Annotated in this window: 16 protein-coding genes and 2 pseudogenes; 3 read left to right on the top strand and 15 right to left on the bottom strand. The window is 69.6% G+C overall.

Features of this window, described 5'->3' with window-relative positions; genetic code table 11:
• Positions 1 to 570: peptidoglycan-binding protein (locus JAO81_RS00090; RefSeq protein WP_233414723.1), on the top strand; the 570-nt coding region annotated here is incomplete at its 5' end.
• An 82-nt stretch (positions 571 to 652) separates the two neighbouring features.
• On the opposite strand, the gene JAO81_RS00085 is transcribed toward JAO81_RS00090, so the two are convergent.
• From JAO81_RS00085 to JAO81_RS00060, 6 genes are all read right to left on the bottom strand, one after another.
• Positions 653 to 1,276, bottom strand: coding sequence for an OmpA family protein (locus JAO81_RS00085; protein ID WP_199545615.1), 624 nt, complete (start codon positions 1,274 to 1,276; stop codon positions 653 to 655).
• A 3-nt stretch (positions 1,277 to 1,279) separates the two neighbouring features.
• Positions 1,280 to 1,855, bottom strand: a complete 576-nt coding sequence (locus JAO81_RS00080; protein ID WP_199545614.1) for a hypothetical protein — start codon at positions 1,853 to 1,855, stop codon at positions 1,280 to 1,282.
• Between the two features lie 18 nt (positions 1,856 to 1,873).
• Entirely contained in the window at positions 1,874 to 2,461 is a 588-nt protein-coding gene (locus JAO81_RS00075; protein ID WP_199545613.1) for a pilus assembly protein TadG-related protein, read from the bottom strand.
• Between the two features lie 11 nt (positions 2,462 to 2,472).
• Complete coding sequence (locus tag JAO81_RS00070; protein WP_199545612.1) at positions 2,473 to 2,676, bottom strand: hypothetical protein; 204 nt, start codon at positions 2,674 to 2,676, stop codon at positions 2,473 to 2,475.
• Positions 2,677 to 2,904: 228 nt separating this feature from the next.
• Positions 2,905 to 4,074, bottom strand: coding sequence for a response regulator transcription factor (locus JAO81_RS00065; RefSeq protein WP_199545611.1), 1,170 nt, complete (start codon positions 4,072 to 4,074; stop codon positions 2,905 to 2,907).
• A 23-nt stretch (positions 4,075 to 4,097) separates the two neighbouring features.
• Positions 4,098 to 5,615, bottom strand: coding sequence for a sensor histidine kinase (locus tag JAO81_RS00060; RefSeq protein WP_199545610.1), 1,518 nt, complete (start codon positions 5,613 to 5,615; stop codon positions 4,098 to 4,100).
• A 354-nt stretch (positions 5,616 to 5,969) separates the two neighbouring features.
• Between JAO81_RS00060 and JAO81_RS00055 the strand changes: the two genes are divergently transcribed.
• Entirely contained in the window at positions 5,970 to 6,668 is a 699-nt protein-coding gene (locus JAO81_RS00055) for a hypothetical protein (protein ID WP_199545609.1), read from the top strand.
• Here the strand turns inward: JAO81_RS00055 and JAO81_RS00050 are convergent.
• The 7 genes and pseudogenes from JAO81_RS00050 to JAO81_RS00020 form a co-directional block, all read right to left on the bottom strand.
• Complete coding sequence (locus JAO81_RS00050) at positions 6,651 to 7,541, bottom strand: DUF5936 domain-containing protein (protein ID WP_199545608.1); 891 nt, start codon at positions 7,539 to 7,541, stop codon at positions 6,651 to 6,653. The two genes, JAO81_RS00055 and JAO81_RS00050, sit on opposite strands and share 18 nt — an antisense overlap.
• A 16-nt stretch (positions 7,542 to 7,557) precedes the next feature.
• A complete protein-coding gene (locus tag JAO81_RS00045; RefSeq protein WP_199545607.1) occupies positions 7,558 to 8,493 on the bottom strand; it encodes a type II secretion system F family protein in 936 nt (311 codons plus the stop codon).
• A gap of 161 nt (positions 8,494 to 8,654) precedes the next feature.
• A complete protein-coding gene (locus tag JAO81_RS00040) occupies positions 8,655 to 9,995 on the bottom strand; it encodes a CpaF family protein (RefSeq protein WP_199545606.1) in 1,341 nt (446 codons plus the stop codon).
• A 300-nt stretch (positions 9,996 to 10,295) separates the two neighbouring features.
• Positions 10,296 to 10,601 (bottom strand): annotated as a pseudogene (locus tag JAO81_RS42050) (hypothetical protein); the annotation flags it as partial.
• On the bottom strand, positions 10,598 to 12,205 hold the full coding sequence (locus JAO81_RS00030) for an AAA family ATPase (protein WP_199545605.1): 1,608 nt from the start codon (positions 12,203 to 12,205) through the stop codon (positions 10,598 to 10,600). The pseudogene JAO81_RS42050 and the gene JAO81_RS00030, both read right to left, overlap by 4 nt.
• A gap of 10 nt (positions 12,206 to 12,215) precedes the next feature.
• Positions 12,216 to 12,923, bottom strand: coding sequence for a Flp pilus assembly protein CpaB (gene cpaB / locus JAO81_RS00025; protein ID WP_199545604.1), 708 nt, complete (start codon positions 12,921 to 12,923; stop codon positions 12,216 to 12,218).
• A 47-nt stretch (positions 12,924 to 12,970) separates the two neighbouring features.
• Positions 12,971 to 13,912, bottom strand: a complete 942-nt coding sequence (locus JAO81_RS00020) for a hypothetical protein (RefSeq protein ID WP_307813079.1) — start codon at positions 13,910 to 13,912, stop codon at positions 12,971 to 12,973.
• Between the two features lie 361 nt (positions 13,913 to 14,273).
• Here JAO81_RS00020 and JAO81_RS00015 point away from each other — a divergent pair, with 361 nt between their 5' ends.
• Positions 14,274 to 15,929, top strand: coding sequence for a chitinase (locus JAO81_RS00015; protein ID WP_199545603.1), 1,656 nt, complete (start codon positions 14,274 to 14,276; stop codon positions 15,927 to 15,929).
• Between the two features lie 116 nt (positions 15,930 to 16,045).
• Here the strand turns inward: JAO81_RS00015 and JAO81_RS00010 are convergent, their stop codons facing one another.
• Both JAO81_RS00010 and JAO81_RS00005 read right to left on the bottom strand, forming a co-directional pair.
• Positions 16,046 to 16,420, bottom strand: coding sequence for a hypothetical protein (locus tag JAO81_RS00010; RefSeq protein WP_199545602.1), 375 nt, complete (start codon positions 16,418 to 16,420; stop codon positions 16,046 to 16,048).
• 8 nt (positions 16,421 to 16,428) lie between these two features.
• Positions 16,429 to 17,177 (bottom strand): annotated as a pseudogene (locus JAO81_RS00005) (hypothetical protein); the annotation flags it as partial.

Below are 17,177 nucleotides of genomic sequence, written 5' to 3'. Positions count from 1 at the left end.
CCCCCCGGGCGGGGGGGGGGCGGCCCCCCTCCCCCCGCGGGGCACGGCGCAACGCCCGCCTCGGCGGCCGCCTCCGACGGCTACATCAGTGGCGGCGGCTCCATCTATGACGACATGGGCGACGAGGGCACCCTGTCCACGTCCTCGTACGCGTCGTCCGGCGCGACCTGCTTCTGGCAGAACGTGCTCTACGCCGAGGGCGCCACGGAGTCGAACGGCTCCGTCTTCGACAAGACCGACATCGACGGCAACTTCGGCGCCAACACCGCGTACGCCACAAAGAAGCTGCAAAGCCGCTGGGGCCTGTCCCCCGACGGTCTGGTCGGGGGCGCCACCCTCAGCAAGGTGGACGCGAAGCGCACCTGGAACCCGGACATCGACGGCGGAATCTGGGTCGGCAAACTGGAGCACAACTCCACCACCAGCGACGGCCGGGTCACGGCCACATACCGCGGCTCAGCGCACAGCTTCGTCATGGTCCGTGGCGCGTCGACGGGCAGGTGGGTCTTCCAGACCCAGAACTATGACGGTGGGTGGGTCACGGCCGGTTACAGGTCGCACGACTGCTGATCCCTGCTTCTGCCGGACAGGCCGCGGGTGCCCGAAAGGGCGCCCGCGGCCTGTGCGCGCTGAGGGGCCGGCCCGACTCGCGTCAGCTCTGACCGTCGGCGGACTCGCCGCGCGGGAACGAGACCTCCACGCGGCGGTTCTTCTTGCGGCCCTCCTCCGAGGAGTTGTCCGCGATCGGGTAGTCCTCGCTGTAGCCGCGGACCTCGAACGTGACGTCCGCGCCGAGGGACTTGGACAGCTCGTTGTGCACGGCGTCCGCACGCTTCTTGGAGAGCGTCTTGCCGTGGGCGTACGACCCGAGGTTGTCCGTGAACCCGAAGACCCGCACCTTGGTCGCGCCCTGCGCCTCGATCTCGTCCGCGATGGCCTGGATACGGGACTGGGCGTCGGGGTTGAGCTTGGCGCTGTCCTTGCCGAAGAGGACTTCGGCCTGGAGGGCGAACTTGACGTCGGAGTTGGTGTCCTCGCGGCGTTCTTCGCCGCCGAGGTCTTCTACGACGGATTTGATGTCGAGGACGCGGGCGGGGGCGAGGGTTGCGCCCTCCTCCAGCTTCAGGTTCGGGGAGTTGGCATCCACTTCGGGTGGTGGGCTCGTGGTCGTGGAGCCTGGTGGCTGACTGGGCTGCTCGTCAGCGTGGGCTGTCCCCAGGGTGAGCGTGAGGGTGGTCAGCAGGGCGGCTGCTGTGAGAGTGGCCGACTTTCGCATGGGTCACTCGCCCTCGGAGATCTCGATCGAGGCCGGGGGCATGTCGGCGATTTGGAAGTCCACGGTGGTGGCGGACTCGGGTGGGGCGGGGAACTGGGCGAAGAAGGTCTTCTCCTCGCCCGACTTGAAGCCGCCCTTGAACTGCGTGCAGAGGCAGTTTCCGTCGGTGTCGCGCAGGACTAGGTAGCGCTTCTTGCCCGCCTTGTCGACTACGGAAGCACCGGCCATCGATGCTCCGTTCCCATCGAGCTCCTTCTCGTCACCACGCCACGTAGCAGGATTCAGGAAGCCGTCACTGGTGTTGGTGACCTTCCCGCTGATTGTCAGAAAGCCACCGCCGTCCCGGACAGCAGAGTTGATGGCGATCTTGGCCTTGCTACCCGTGATCTCGGCAAGGACTTCATCCTCGGCAGGAGCCTCTGGCTCCTCCTTCTGCTTGCCACTGTCCTTGTCCTTGGCAGGGCTCGACTCGGAGCTGGTGTTCTCCTTGCCGTCGCCGCCATCCCCACCGCAAGCAGCCACCCCGAGGACCAAGCCACTCGTAATCGCCACCGCAGTCAGTGCCCGACGGACCTTCATGTGCGCATCCTTCTCTCGTCATTCCGCCAAGTTGACTTCGTAAAGTTCCTTGGCTGTGGGGAGATCACCGGCATTGAACGTCTTGGGATCTATAACCCACAGGCCACTGCCGTCGCAGAAGAACTCGATGGTCTGTCCGGGAACATTCGCGACCATGTGACACCGAGGCTCGATCACCGCGGTGGCATCCGCTGTGGCCGTGGTGTCCTCGGTTCCGGGAACCAGGGAGTCCCCCACCGTGTAGTTCGTCTCGATCCGAGCTTCGTAGGCCAGGTTCCCGGCCACGAACGTCGGGTTGACGAACTGCAAGGTCGAGTCGTTCTGCGTGGCAAGTTGTTGAGCTCGGGGGAACCCGCTCGTCGGCGAAGGGACCTTGCCCTCAAGTGGAAGGACCCACGCGCCAGTTGGCAGTCCCGCGATGACCTCAAGCCTTAACTCGTCACGAGCCTGTTGCGCGGCAGCAAGGGCGGCCGCATCCGCAGCGGATTGCGCACCGCTGCGGGCGACCGCCCCTTTGGCGAAGACGAAGAAGACGAACGCAGCAAAGAGGACCATCCCCACTACCCATACGAACAGGGGGATGGTCGCTCCTTTGTCGTCACGCAAGCGCGGAAACATCAGCCGCCGGTGATCGCTTCGACCGCATCCCCGATGGCGCCAGAGATCGTGTCCTCCAGCCCCAGCCCCATCACCGCAGCCACGATCGCCGCAATCAGAACCAGCAGACCCGCGTACTCCACGAACCCCGCGCCCTCGTCCTTCTGCGCACCGTTCATGCGCTCGATGACCCGGGTCTGCCACTTCACGTAGAGCTTCGACATGATGTTCCCCTCCAGATCCGGCCGACCGCATGCCGGCCGACTCACAAGTTCCGTCCGCGCCGTTCCCGGAACCGGCTTCCTCCCGGCCGGTGCCGTTCTCGGCGACATGGGAAACGTACGGGGGAACAAGGGTCTCGCCGCAGGGCCCGTGGGCCCAACTCCGGGCCCAAAGAGGGAGTTGGGCCCTCGTGGGCTTCGTCTTCGCCGAGGTGGTCCGGGAGCCGGTCATCACAGCCCACCCGCTCCCCTGCCGCGTGCCGTGCCCAGCCAGACCGCGATCGCTTCGCTCCTGCTCGTACTGTGCAGCTTTGCGAAGATGCGGTTGATGTGGTTCTTGACCGTCTTCTCGCTGATGAAGCAGGTGGCGGCTATCTGCTGGTTGCTCATGCCGGACGCGATGAGATCCATGACCTCCACCTCCCTCGAACTCAGACCGAAGTCGGGCCGCTGGCCACGGACTTGGGGGGTCGCGTGGAGTCCGGGCGGACTCTGCGAACCGTTCGGGTCCGACTGTGGCACGGACGATTGCATTTGCGAAAGACTTTGCTGTGCGAAGGGCGGTTCCGAGACAGGTGGTCCCGGATCCGCCGGATGCGGGACGTGTGCACCCGGGGACGGGCGCGATGGCTGGACGGGTATCCCGGGAACTTTGCTCGTGCCGGTGAAGGGGACGCCCGTCTCGTAGACCCGGCCCAGACCGTCGGGAAGACCGCCGCCCGCCGTACGGGGATCGGGGACCTGTCCTCGTACATGCGCGAGGAGGGCGTCCTGGGCGGAGGCCGTGAAGTGGGCGCGGCCTGCCTTGATGTCCCGTACGGCGTCGGCGAGTTGGTCGGCGGTGAACTCGCCGTGGACGAGATAGCCGCCCGCTCCCAGGCGCAGGGCTTCCTGGACGATCGCGGACTCGCGGCTGTACGTGAGCATCAGGACCGGGGCGACCTTGACCAGGAAGGGGAGGGCGGAGATGCCGTCGACGCCCGGCATACGGACGTCCAACAGGACGACGTCCGGGCGGTGTTGCTGGGCCACGGCGAGGGCTTGGCGGCCGTCGGCCGCTTCCGCGACCACCTGGAGGTCGTCGCGGCGGCCGAGCAAGCCCGCCAGCCCGGCCCGTACGCCGGGATTGTCGTCCGCGACCACGCCGCGCAGCGCGGCAGCGGCGGGACGGGACGCCGGGCCGAAGGGGTCCTCGGGCGGCAGCGGCACCTGCGGCGGGGTGTGCTCGGAGCGGGGCGCCGAAGTGTGCGAGGACGTGTGGGTGGAGACGTGGTGCGAGGACGTGCTCGGGGAGACGGACGTGGGGACGTAGCCGCTGTGGGGGCCTGCGCCCGGGGCCGGGGCGGGGGGAATCGGCGTGCCCCGGGGGGTGTGCCCGGTGGACGGCGCTGCTTCCGGCATGAGCGGCCTCCTCTCTGGTCAGGTCAGGCGAGCTGTGGGGGCTGGGGGTGGGCGGGGTGCGGCGCGTGTGGGGCGAGTGCGCCGAGCGGGATGTCGAGGCGTACCTCCGTACCGGTGCTGGCTCTGCCGCGGCCGATGCGGATGCGGGCGCCGATGGAGGCGGCGCGTTCGACCATGCCGACGAGGCCGAAGTGGCCGGCTTTGCGCAGCTCTTCGAGGTCGGTGCCCGGGGGCAGGCCCTTGCCGTTGTCCTGGACGGACAGGCGCAGGAGTTCGTGGGCGATGACGCCGTACTCGACGGTGACGTGGCTTGCGTGGGCGTGGCGGTGGGAGTTCTCCAGGGCCTCGCTCGCGATCGTGAGCAGCTGGCGGGCGACCGCGTGCGGGAGGCGGGGGGCGGGGGCGTCCTTGGTGACCAGGTCGGTGTGGACGCCGGTGCGGGTGGTGAAGTCCGCGGTGCGGGCGCGGAGTTCATCGGCAGTGTCGACGCCGGGGGTGCCGGTGCCGTTGTCGGTGCCGTTGCCGGTGCCGGTGCCTGTTTCGTCGGTCCTGCCGAAGTCGGTCTTGCGGCGCAGGTCGGAGAGGATCTCGCGGGATTCGGCGGCGGCGCGGCGGGCGCTGCGGGCGACGATGCCGGCCTGGTGGCGGACGGTGAGCGGGTCCATGCGGTCCGCGCCGGCGGCGAGGGCGTCGGCGGACATCGCGACGCCGTGCAGGGTCTTGGCGACGGAGTCGTGCATCTCGCGGGCGAGGCGGGCGCGTTCCTGTTCGACGGCTTCGGTGACGGCGAGGCGTGAGGTGGCTTCGCTGAGGGCCTGGGTGGCGGCGCCGAAGCGGAACATGAGGTTGCGCAGGGTGACGCCGATGATGCCGGCGGCCACGCAGAAGCCGCTGATGAGGGTGGTGCTGGCCGGGTTGTCCATGTGTTCGGCCCAGGCGGTGTAGGCGGCGGCGAGGAGCAGGATCTGGATGGCGGTGTAGATGCCGGCGCCGCGCCAGCCGTAGAGGAGGCCGCCGAGGAGCGGGGTGCAGACGGTGGCGTAACCGAGCGGCGAGTCCGGGGATGCGGTGAGGAGGAGGACGGCGCCGAAGATCATGTCGATGGCCATCAGCCATTTGTGCTTCAGGACGAGGGGGCCGAGGGTCTCCCAGTCGCGGAGCATGGCGTACGAGCCCATGAGGCTGAAGACGACGGCCGATCCGATGAGGGTTTCGCCGAAGCGGCCGTCCGCGCGGGTGAGGGCGAAGGGGGCGCCCAGGGTGATCATGGCCAGGCGGAAGCCGAAGACCTGGCGGCAGAGGGCCTGGAGGGCGTTCAGCTGGATGGGGAGGCTGGGGGCGGGCTCGTCCTGCGCGAACGCGCTCTGGGGGGCGATGAATTGGGGGCCGCTCTGGACCAGGGCCGGCCTGGGGTGGCGGGTCCTTGTCGGGCGGAAGCCGCTCAGGGCGGCGCCGGCTTTGGGGGTGCCGGTTGCGTTGGCCTGGGCTTGGGTGGCTGCGCGTTGGGCTTGGTTGCGGAAGCTCACCGTCTGGCGGTCCATGGTGGTTCGCCTCCCTTCTTTTCTCCCCGCCCCGCCCTTTCACCGTTTCCCGGGGCTTCGCCCCCGGCCCCACGTCCGAACTTCGTTCGGATCGCCTCAAACGCCGGCGGGGCTGGGTTCAGGGCTTCGCTGCGGGCCTCGGCATCCGAACTTCGTTCGGATCTGCTCAAGCGCCGCAGGGGCTGAGTTGGGGGCCCGCTCCGGGCTCCGGGGTGGGCGGGGTGCGGGGGGTGCGCGGGCGGGTGAAGGCGGGGTGCCCGCCGCCGTCCGCGGGCCCGCGGGGGCTGCGCCCCCTGCACCCCGCTAGGAGGCTGGGGTACGTGGGCGGCGGTGGAGCCCGGGGGCTGGAGGACGGTGGAGCCGGACGGCGGGAGGACGGTGGAGCCGGACAGCCGGAGGACGCTGGGGCCGGAGGGCTGCAAGACGCTGGAACCCGAGGGCCGGAGGACGCTGGAACCCGGAGGCTGGACAACGCTGGAGCCCGGAGGCTGGACAACGCTGGAACCCGACGGCCGGAGAACGCAGGAGCCCGAGGGCCAGAGGACCCTGCAACCCGGAGGCTGGACGACGCTGGAGCCGGACGGCCGGAGAACGCTGGAGCCCGGCCGGGGGACGACGCTGGAACCGTACGGCCGGAGGACCCGGGAGCCCGGAGGCTGGACAACGCTGGAACCCGACGGCCGCAGAACGCTGGCACCGTACGGCCGGAGGACGCTGGAACCCGAAGGCTGGACAACGCTGGAACCCGACGGCCGGAGAACGCAGGAGCCCGAAGGCAGGAAGACGCTGGAACCCGACCACCGGAGGACGCTCGAGCCCGGGGGCCGGAAGACGCCGGAACCCGACGACCGGAGAACGCTGGAACCCGGAGGCCGGACGACGCTGGAACCCGAGGGCCGGACGACGCTGGAACCCGACGACCGGAGGACAGCGGAGCCGGAGGGCTGGAAGACAGCGGAGCCGAACGGCTGGGGGACGGTGGGGGCGAACGGCTGGGGGACGGTGGGGGTGGAGGGCTGGGGGGTGGGGGTCATGTCAGCCTCCCAGGATTGAGCCGAAGTCGGTGTCCGAGCCGAGGAACATGCCGCAGACGATGAGGATCAGGGTCGCGGGGACCATGAAGATCAGGGTGACCATGGTCGTTTTCGGGATGGTCTTCGCCGCTCGGCGGCGGGCGTTCTGGGCGTCGGTGCGGCGCATGTCGTTGGCGATCTGGATGAGCGTGTCCGCGATGGGGGCGCCCAGCTCCTCGCCCTGTTGGAGGGCCGTGACGAACTGGGAGACCTGCTCCGAGGCGTTGCGGCGGCGGAGCTGCTCGAAGGCGTCGCGGCGGCTGACGCCCATGTCCATCTGGCGGAGCGTGATGCGGAGTTCGTCGGACCAGGGGCCCTCGTAGCGTTCCGCGACGCGGTCCAGGGCCTGGCGGAAGCCCAGGCCGGCGGAGACGACGACGGCGAGGACGTCGAGGAAGTCGGGGAGCGTGCGCTCGATCTGCTCCTTGCGTTCGCGGATGGCCTGCCAGATCAGCGCGTCCGCGGCGAAGAGGCCGAAGGCGAGCGCGAGGAGGCCGAAGACCGGGACGCCGTTGGCGAAGAGGGAGAGCGCGCAGACCGCACCGAAGAGGCCGTAGACGGCGCGGCGGGCGGCGTAGCGGTCGATGGTGAGGCCGCCGGGGTTGCCCGCCATGTCGATCTTCCGGCGTTTGGCGTCCACCTTCTTGGGGCCCATGAGGCGCAGGACCGTGGGCGCGAACCGGATGCCCAGGCGGTCGATCGCCGACTCCGTGGCCGAGACGCGGGACGAGCCCGATTCGAGGGCCACCGCCAGGTCGCCCGGCAGTTTCGCGTCGGCGCGGTACATCCGTATGCCCGTGAAGATCCCCGCCACGGAGAGGGCGAGGAGCGCGGCAAGTCCGAGTCCCAGCATGCGAGTTAAGACCTCCTCAGACTTCGATCTTGCCCAGGCGGCGGATGACGACGAAACCGACGGCGTACAGGCCGAGCGAGATCAGGATCAGGACCTGGCCGAGGGGCGAGCCGGTGACTTTGGCGAGGGCGCCGTCGTTCATGGCGTTCAGCATCAGCATCGCGCCGACGCCCAGGCACGGGATGGTGAAGGCGGTGGCGTTGACCTCGGAGAGCATGGTGCGGACCTCGCGCCTGGTCTCCTTGCGCTCCTCGAGGGTCTCGGTGAGGTTCCGCAGCGAGCCGACGATGGTGCCGCCCGCGCGGTTGGAGAGGACCAGGGTGGTGACGAGGACGATCAGCTCGCGGGACGGGAGGCGTTCGGCGAGTTCGCCGAGTGCGTCGTCGATGCTGCGGCCGACGGCGAGCTGGTTCGACACGACGGTGAGCTCCTCGCCGGCGGGGGCTTCGAGCTCGTCGGCGGCCATGGCGAGGGACGTGCGCAGGGCGAGTCCGGCGCTGGTGCCGTTGGCCAGGAGCCGCGCCAGGTCAGGGAGTTGGTTGATGAAGGCCTCGATGCGCTTCTGTCGCTGCCAGTTGAGGAAGGTGTTCGCGGACCAGGCGCCGACGATGCCGGCGATCGGGCCGAAGAACGGGGCGAGCAGCGAGGTCGCGATCAGCCAGAGGGCGGCGACGGTGACCATCATGTAGACGAAGAACTCGCCGGGCGTCACGTCCAGGCCCGTCGCGGAGAGCTTCAGCTGGATACGGCGCCCCAGTTGCGTACGCCTGAGGCGCTGGTCCACACCGGTGAAGCGGCGCTGGCGGCCGACGGGGTGGTGGCCGGTCTGCGCGAGCCGGTCGACGAGGGCCTGGCGCTGGGCCTTGCCGGAGGCGTACGTGTGGAGGCCGGCCGTGGCGAAGGTGCCGCACAGGAGGGTGGAGCCCAGGGCCAGGAGCACGGGACTGTTCATGAGCCGGTTTCCTCTCCGGTCGGCAGCGGGCGCGTCATCGGCCGGTGGCCTCTCTTGTCGGGTGGCGCATCAGCCGGTGGCCTCTCTCGTCCGGTGGCGCGTCGGCCGGTGGCCCCTCATCGCGAGGCCCATCAGCCGCTGGCCCCTCACCTCATGGCGCATCAGCCGGTGGCCTCTCTCGTCGTCAGCTCGTTCAGGCCGTCCGATACGCCGAAGGCCGGGGGGATCGGCTCGCTGGCCAGGTAGAGGCGTTCGGCGACGCGGCGGGGCAGCGGGAGGTGCTCGTACACGCCGTGGACCACGCGGTCCGCGCTCATGGGCTGGGCGGCGAACCGGCTCACCGTGGTGATCTTGAACTCGTCGCGGCCGTGCGAAACCAGCAGCGCGATCTCGGTGATCTTGCGGGAGCCGTCGGCGAAACGCGTCAGCTGGACGAGCACGTCGACCGCCGAGTTGATCTGGTCCTTGAGCGCCTCGAAGGGGATCTCGACGCTCGACATGGAGCCCAGGGTCTGCAGACGCATCAGCGCGTCCTCGGCGCTGTTGGCGTGCACCGTGGCGAGCGAGCCGTCGTGACCGGTGGACATCGCCTGGAGCATGTCGAGGGTCTCGCCGCCGCGGACCTCACCGACGATGATGCGGTCGGGGCGCATACGGAGGCTGTTGCGGACCAGGTCGCGGATGGTGATCTGGCCCTTGCCCTCGACGTTCGGGGGCCGCGATTCGAGGCTGATGACGTGGGCCTGCTGGAGGCGGAGCTCGGCCGAGTCCTCGATGGTGATGATGCGTTCGTGGTCGGGGATCAGGGCGGAGAGCGCGTTGAGGAGCGTGGTCTTTCCGGTGCCCGTACCGCCGGAGACGATCACGTTGAAACGGGCGCGGACGAAGCTGCTGAGGAGCATCAGCATGTGTTCGTCGAGGCTGCCCATGCGGATCAGCTCGTTGAGTTTGTACGCGCGCGGGAAGCGGCGGATGGTGAGGGTGGCGCCGGTGAGGCTCAGCGGGGGGATGATCACGTTGACGCGCTCGCCGCTCGGGAGGCGGGCGTCGACCATGGGGGTCGACTCGTCCACGCGTCGGTTCACTGTGCTGACGATCCGCTCGATCGTCTGCATCAGCTGCTCGTTGCTCGCGAAGCGGAGGGGCAGTTGCTCCACGCGGCCGGCTCGTTCGACGAAGATCGCGTCGGGGCCGTTGACCATGATCTCGGTGATGCTGGCGTCTTCGAGGAGCGGTTCGAGTACGCCGAGGCCCAGGGCCTCGTCGACGACCCTTCGGATGAGCTGGGCTCGCTGGGTCGTGGAGAGGACGGGGCCCTCGCGGCTGATGATGTGGCCGAGTACGCGCTCCAGCCTCGCCCTTCTCTCGCCCGCGGCGAGGCTGGACATTTCGGCGAGGTCGATCTCTTCGAGGAGCTTGGTGCGGTAGACGGCCACGGTGTGGTCGTCCTCGCGGCCGGCGCCGTTGTCTTCGGGGGCGGCGATTCTTGCCCTGAGGCTCATCTGGGGTGCGCTCCTCAGTCGTCCATGGGCATGGTGACGGTACGGGTGGCTTGCCAGCCCATGTCCACGAACGGGATCAGTTCCGGGATGTCGACCGGGGCCGCGGCGGGCTCGGTGGGCCGTGACCGTGGCGGTCACGGTGTCCGCGCCGCGCGGGGCGGTGATGGTCGCGGTGTCCGCCAGCCAGGTGCTCATGGCTGCGCGGCCCGCGACGTCGGCGCCCTCGTCCAGGGACGCGGCTCTTGCGGCGGCTCTCGCTCCTGATCCGGCCTGGCTGAACGAGTGGCCGACGAGGCCGAGTTGGATGCAGGCGAGCCCTACGAGGAGCAGGGTGGGCAGGAAGCCCGTGAACTCCAGGATGGCCGCGCCTCGCTCCCTTTTGAGTGCGGGTGCGTGCCGCCTGCGGCGGCCTTCCTCCCCTACCCCGCCCCTCCCCGAAACTGGGGCTCCGCCCCAGACCCCCGCATCCGAACTTCGTTCGGATCGCCTCAAACGCCGGCGGGGCTGAAAGATCTGCTCAAACGCCGCAGGGGCTGAAGTGAGGGTCGGGGTGGGGATTTCTTGGGGCTGCGCCCCCTGCACCCCGCTAGTCAGCTGATGCGTCATCCCTCCTGCACCGCCCCTCCCTTACCCCTGACGCGCCAGCCCGCGTCGAACCCCGGGAAGAACAGGGGTACGTCGACGGAGACGTTGGCCGTGTAGATGCCGCCCTGCGAGGTGCAGCCCGAGTCGAAGCTGTCCTGCCACGCCCCCGGCAAGTGCTCGCGGGCCGCCGCGTCGCAGGCCGCGGCCGGGTCCTCGCCGCGGACCGCTGCCACCGCTCCCGCGCGGGCCCCCTCGTCCGCCGCGTTGCCGGCCAGGGAGTACGTGTAGCCGTACAGGACGCACTGCCAGAGGATCGCGATCACCGCGAAGATGACCGGGGCCATGCCCGCGAACTCGAGCGTGACCGAGCCCTCGTCGCCGCCGCCGCGTCCCCTGCGGCGGCCCAGGCCCAGTGAGCCTCGGTCGCCGCTCAGGCGGGCGGACTTGCCCTGCGGGGCCTGGACGAGGCCCAACTCCCCCGCGAGGCCCCAGAGCGCCTGCTTGACCGTGCTGCGGCTGTCCAGGTCCTGCATCCGGCCGGCGTCGACCGCCGACTGGAGTTCCTTGAAGTTGGAGGGGATCGCCGTGCGGGCGACCCGCGTGCCCGTGATGCGTTCGATCAGCGGGGGCTGGATCTCCGTGTTGCGGGTGTGGCGGTTGACCACGACGACCGTCTCCTCCGCCTTGCGGATCTGGAGGCGGTCCCACATGCGGACCATCCGTTTCGCCGCGCGGACCGCGACCACGTCCGGGGTGACCAACAGGACCGCCTGGTCGGCCATTTCGATGGCCGCGGCGTTGGCGCTGCTCATCTGCGTACCGCAGTCGACCACGACGACCTCGTAGCGGTTGCGCAGGGCGCTGACCGCTTGGCGGGCCACGCGGTCGGTCACGTCCTCGCCGCGCTCGCCCTCGCCGGGGGCGAGGAGCAGACCGAGTCCGGTCGGGTGGGTGAAGACCGCGTCCTGGAGGACCCGGGGGTTGATGTCAGGGATGCCGGCCAGGTCGACGATGGAGCGCCGGAACTGCACGTCCAGGTAGGACGCCACATCGCCGGACTGGAGGTCGAGGTCAAGGAGGGCCACCGTGCGGCCCGACGCGCGGGCGGCCAGGGCGAGTTGGACCGAGGTGAGCGTCGTGCCCACGCCGCCCTTCGCGCCGGTGACGGTGACGACCGTGCCGCCCGGTCCGGTGTACGCCTCGGGGCCCTGGGTCAGATGGGGCCGTACGCCCACCGACCACGAGGCCGCCGTCTGCACGCGGGCCGCCAACTCCTCGTAACCGAGGGGCAGTCCGATCAGTCCGCGGGCGCCCGCGTCCATGGACGCGGAGAAGAGTCCCGGGCTCGGGTCCTGGGTGATCAGGATGACGCCGACGACCGGGAAGCGCATCGCCACTTCCCGTATCAGCTCCAGAGCCGGGACCGGGCCTATTCGCTCGTGGACCAGGACGACTTCCGGGAGCTCCTCCAGGGATTCACCGGCGAGGCGGGCCAGCGTGTCGAGCAGGGCGGTCGAGTCGGTGACCGGCAACGCCGGTTCCGCGTCGGGCAGTTGGCTCAGCAGGGTGGAGAGCGAGCGGGCGGAGTCCGCGTCGCCCACCGCGGGCAGGATGCGAATCGTCACAAGGGGGCCCTCACTTGTCCTCGTCGAGGGTGTAGGTCCTGTCCCCCGGCGAGACCGGGGTGTCGCCGCCCTGGGAGATCAGGGCGAGCCGGACGTGTTCCGCGAAGGATTCGGCGTAAGCGACGCGCTGCGCATCCAGGGTGTTGAGGGCGAAGGTGATCGGGACCGCCTCGATCCGGCGGCCGCTGCGGTCGTCCTCACGGGGTTCAAGCGGGGTCAGTTCGCCCACGTCGAGGACCCGCGCATTCTGGACGATGACCTTGGACTGGGCCTTGCCGCCTTCCAGCTCGGCCTTGAACGTCGCGTAAATGTTGACCGTCGAGCCCGGAGTGATCTTTCCGGCGACACCGGTCGCCGCGTCGATCATGATGGCTATTTCCTGTTCCCCGTCACCGAGTTCGGGCCGCTTGACGATCATGTCCGACTGAAGGAGGGAGCCTTTGCGGAGTTGTGTGACGGCTATCTTTCCGTCGATCTCCCGCAAATCGGTGACCGCGTTCTGCGACAGCCAGCGCTCGGGCATTTCGATCTTCTCGAACTGCCCCTTGTCCAAGGTCTTGTACGGTGCGACATCGCTCTTGAGGCGATACGCGGAAACCTCGGGCCCCACCTTCGAGTTGACGTCGCGGATCACCGAGAGCACCCCGGCGAACGCGCCGAAGGCACACAGGACCGACAGGAGCAGCAGGATCACACCGCGGCGCTGGCGAGAATTCATGAGCCGGACTACCTCGATCAGGTCGGGTCGGGGTCGACGTCGAGTCGCTAGGGGCTGATGGCCTTGCGTTGCTGTCCTGAGGTCAGGACACCTGTGGGGCGCGAATGGTTCTCGTGGTTCCCGGAGTGGTTCCCGGATTGCGAAGAAGACGGCAGAGCGGAGGGTGACGGCGATTCCAGAAGGGGCGCGGAGCAGAACCCGCAGCGGTCGCCGATGAGTTCGAGACCGCACCAATGGCATTCCTCGCGCTTCACGGAGGAGACCAGCTGGTAGAGGACGGAGATATCGGGGATCGCGGCGGCGAATTCGACCAGTTTGCCGGTACCCCACCAGCGGGTGGACTCCGCGGGGAGCGGGGCTTCGGCGACGCCCTGGACCTGCCAGGAGCGGGCCAGCGAACCCGTGATCCAGTCGGACTGCAACTGGCCTTTCGCCACGATGAGCCGGGTGCCGAACCCGGGGCCTTCGAGCTTCGCGCCCTGTCCCGCGCCGCCGAGGCGGATGAGCTGGGCCTTGGGGTTGGCGAGGACCGCGAACTGGGAGCCGGGGACCCAGGACTTGGCGTGCTGCTTGAGGCTGACGGGGACGCGGTCGAGTTTGGTGACCGAGTTCAGGACCGCGCCCGCGTAGATGTAGTGGGAGAGCAGCCGGGCCGCCGAGGCGAGGACGCCCGGGCTGAAGTCGCAGAGCGAGAGCTGCCTCAACTGCAGGGCGAGGACGGCGAGTCCGAGCGGGGGCAGGTCCAGGTCGAGCAGGGCGATCCGGTCGGACTCGAGCACGCCGCGGACCGTATGGAGGCGGTGCAGGGCCTGGGAGGGGAGCGAGGCCGGGCAGAGGACGATCACATAGCCGTGCTGTTCGAGCAGGGCGTGCATATCGGAGAGCGAGGCCTCAAGCGGGCGGGTGGTGCGGCCCTGGGGCGTCTGCACCACCGCGGCCGGCGGGGTGTGCTGGTCGGGCGGCGGAAGGATCAGGTCGGGAGCGGTCACGGCTATGACAGTCGGCACATCAAGACCCCCCGATCGCTTCCGACCACGTGCAGTCACTCGCGGCCAATTGCGGCCGCTCTTGGTCTTCCTGCACCAGCACCATATCCACGTCATGCCCAGCTCAACACTGGATCGACGTAACTCCTGGTGAGATCTTGATCGACGCTGAGTGAAGATCGACGGGAGCGTCCGCTTCGCGTGCTCAAGTCGGCTCTCCCCAAGGGGAGTTGCGGCTTCCAGAGGTCTTGACAACCCGAATGGTCTGGACCAGATTGCGCGGCAGTACCGAACGGTGGCCGCCGTCCCGTCTTCCTCACCCCCCTCACGCAATGGGAGGCACGTTGTGGGCTCCGTAAGACGCATGCTTCTGGTCGCTCTGGCCGGTGGTGCGCTCGCGGTCGGTGGTCTCACCGGCAGTGCGCAGGCTGCCGATGTGAACGTGGCGAAGAACGCCGGCTTCGAAAGCGGCCTCGCCAACTGGACCTGTACGGCCGGGTCTGCGGTCTCCTCCCCTGTGCACGGCGGCGCGTCCGCCCTGAAGGCGACGCCGGCCGGGCAGGACCACGCACGGTGCAGCCAGACGGTGGCCGTGCAGCCCAACTCCACGTATCGGCTGAGCGCTTGGGTGCAGGGCGGGTACGCCTACCTCGGCGCCTCCGGTACGGGGACGACGGACGTGTCCACGTGGACGCCCGACTCGTCCTCCTGGAAGGAGCTGAAGACCTCCTTCACCACCGGCGCCTCGACGAGCTCCGTGACGGTCTACACGCACGGCTGGTACGGGCAGCAGCCCTATCTCGTCGACGACGTGTCCGTCCTCGGACCCGACGGCGGCGGTGGCGGTGACCCGGACCCGGTGATCCCGGTGTCGCCCTCGGGCCTCGCGGTCTCCGGCACGACCTCGTCCTCCGTGTCCCTGTCGTGGAGTCCGGTGGCGAACGCGACGGGCTACAACGTGTACCGCGACGGCACCAAGGTCCAGTCCGTGAACGGGAGTTCGGCGACCGTGACGGGTCTGGCCGCCGACACCTCGTACACCTTCCAGGTGACCGCGACGAACGCGGCGGGCGAGTCCCCGCGTACCACCTCGGTGAACGGCCGGACGGCCACCACCGGCGGCGGAGGCGGCGGCGACGTGCCCGCGCACGCCGTCACGGGCTACTGGCAGAACTTCAACAACGGCGCGGCGGTGCAGCGGATCTCGGATGTGCAGGCGCAGTACGACATCATCGCGGTCGCCTTCGCGGACGCCACGTCCACACCGGGCGCGGTGGACTTCGCGGTGGACTCGGCCGGGCTCGGCGGGTACACCGAGGCGCAGTTCAAGGCGGACGTCGCGGCCAAGCAGGCGGCCGGCAAGTCGGTGATCATCTCGATCGGCGGCGAGAAGGGGACCGTCTCGGTCAACTCCGCGGCCTCGGCCACGGCCTTCGCGGACTCCGTGTACGCGCTGATGCAGGAGTACGGGTTCGACGGGGTCGACATCGACCTGGAGAACGGGCTCAACTCCACGTACATGACCCAGGCGCTCAGGTCCCTCGCGGCCAAGGCGCCGGGGCTCGTCATCACGATGGCGCCGCAGACGATCGACATGCAGTCGACCTCGAACGAGTACTTCAAGACGGCGCTGAACATCAAGGACATCCTGACCGTCGTCAACATGCAGTACTACAACAGCGGTTCGATGCTGGGCTGTGACGGCAAGGTCTACTCGCAGGGCTCGGTGGACTTCCTGACGGCCCTGGCCTGCATCCAGCTGGAAGGCGGGCTCGCCCCGTCCCAGGTGGGCCTCGGACTGCCCGCGTCGACGCGGGGTGCGGGCTCCGGGTACGTGGCGCCGTCCGTGGTGAACGCGGCGCTCGACTGCCTGACGCGGGGCACGTCGTGCGGCTCGTTCAAGCCCTCGCGTACGTATCCGTCGCTGCGGGGCGCGATGACCTGGTCGACCAACTGGGACGCCACGGCGGGCAACGCGTGGTCGAACGCGGTGGGGCCGCACGTGCACAACCTGCCGTAGCCGCCCCTTGAAGACCGGAAGGTCCGTCCCACCGCTCCCCCGGCGGGACGGACCTTCCGTATGACCTTCTGTACGACCTTCCGTACGGCGCTCCGTATAACGCTCCGTATGGCGCCCTACAGCGTGACCGCGATCCCGGCCACGATCGCGGCGAACGTGGCCAGGAAGACGGCGATATGCCTGGCGGTCGGCTGCTCCGGCGGCTCACCCGCCTCGTGGCGCTCCCGCTGGCGGCGGAGCCACCCCGCGAACACGAGGCGCAGGATCGCCAGGGACAGCGTGCCCAGGATGTACAGCTGGAGCGCCTGCACGGCTCCGTCGCCCGTGCCCTTCAGCCCCGTGTAGAGGCCCGTGACCGCGGTGACGGTCACGGCTCCGGCCACTTTGGCCCTGCGGGTCGTGGCCAGGGTGGCCCCCGCCGTCGCGAGCGCGAGGCCCGAGACGACGGCGGCGATCCACCAGTGGGCCGTGGTGAAGTGCTCGGTGAGCATGAGGGTCCTTACCAGTCGAAGATGTCGGTCACGCCGCCGACCACGCCGCTGACCACCCCGGAGATCTTCCCGCCGAGCTCGGTCTTGAGACCTGCCTTCGAGATGACCGAGCCCACACCGGCGAAGATGCCGCCGACGATGAACATGCCCATGTCCTCGCTGAACTGCTCGGAGCCGAAGCCGTAGGACGTGCCGGCGAGGATGGCCGCGGCGCCGCTCAGCCCCCAGGACACCAGGCCCACCGTGCCGGCGACGCCCAGGATCACCGGGGCGGCCGGCGGGAAGAAGAAGGCGGAGGCGGCGATGCCCACGGCGGCCACGCCGGTCACCGTCGACCAGTGGCTGACGGTCTTGTGCCAGTCCTTCTCCCGGCCGACGTCCTCGGGCCACATGCCCCAGTACTCGGTGTTGCCCTCGCTGACCGGGGTCGTGCCGTTGGTCTCGTGAGCCACGGCCTCCATCGCGAGGGCCTGCCCCTCCGCCCCGCCCCCGCCCCTGCGCTTGTCGCCGACGATCTTCTTGGCGGCGCGGGACGCGCCCCCCGCCTCCGCCTTGCTCTTGCCGGCCGCCAGAGAGGCCGCCTGCGCCTGGGAGGCGGAGATCTGCGCCTCGTTCGCGAAGGACACGGCCTCCCTGGCGGAGTCGAGGGCGCGGCTCATCGCGTAGTTGGCGGTGGCGGGCGCGGCCCGTGCCGTCCGCGCCGCGTTCTTGGCCGGCGCGGGGGACTGCGGGGCCTTGGGGGGGGGGGGGTGGGGGG

The organism is Streptomyces sp. N35 (genome assembly GCF_016464295.1).
Lineage (GTDB): Bacteria > Actinomycetota > Actinomycetes > Streptomycetales > Streptomycetaceae > Streptomyces.
Note: the sequence above shows the minus strand (reverse complement) of the source record. Positions and strands in the feature narration are given on the sequence as shown.

What these genes read in the sequence shown, in the direction of transcription:
- JAO81_RS00070 (WP_199545612.1), bottom strand. Translation starts at nt 2,676, where the DNA reads ATGTCGAAGCTCTACGTGAAGTGGCAGACCCGGGTCATCGAGCGCATG.
- JAO81_RS00010 (WP_199545602.1), bottom strand. Translation starts at nt 16,420, where the DNA reads ATGCTCACCGAGCACTTCACCACGGCCCACTGGTGGATCGCCGCCGTC.
- JAO81_RS00040 (WP_199545606.1), bottom strand. Translation starts at nt 9,995, where the DNA reads ATGAGCCTCAGGGCAAGAATCGCCGCCCCCGAAGACAACGGCGCCGGC.
- JAO81_RS00015 (WP_199545603.1), top strand. Translation starts at nt 14,274, where the DNA reads ATGCTTCTGGTCGCTCTGGCCGGTGGTGCGCTCGCGGTCGGTGGTCTC.
- JAO81_RS00065 (WP_199545611.1), bottom strand. Translation starts at nt 4,074, where the DNA reads ATGCCGGAAGCAGCGCCGTCCACCGGGCACACCCCCCGGGGCACGCCG.
- JAO81_RS00050 (WP_199545608.1), bottom strand. Translation starts at nt 7,541, where the DNA reads ATGCTGGGACTCGGACTTGCCGCGCTCCTCGCCCTCTCCGTGGCGGGG.
- cpaB (WP_199545604.1), bottom strand. Translation starts at nt 12,923, where the DNA reads ATGAATTCTCGCCAGCGCCGCGGTGTGATCCTGCTGCTCCTGTCGGTC.
- JAO81_RS00085 (WP_199545615.1), bottom strand. Translation starts at nt 1,276, where the DNA reads ATGCGAAAGTCGGCCACTCTCACAGCAGCCGCCCTGCTGACCACCCTC.
- JAO81_RS00080 (WP_199545614.1), bottom strand. Translation starts at nt 1,855, where the DNA reads ATGAAGGTCCGTCGGGCACTGACTGCGGTGGCGATTACGAGTGGCTTG.
- JAO81_RS00060 (WP_199545610.1), bottom strand. Translation starts at nt 5,615, where the DNA reads ATGGACCGCCAGACGGTGAGCTTCCGCAACCAAGCCCAACGCGCAGCC.
- JAO81_RS00045 (WP_199545607.1), bottom strand. Translation starts at nt 8,493, where the DNA reads ATGAACAGTCCCGTGCTCCTGGCCCTGGGCTCCACCCTCCTGTGCGGC.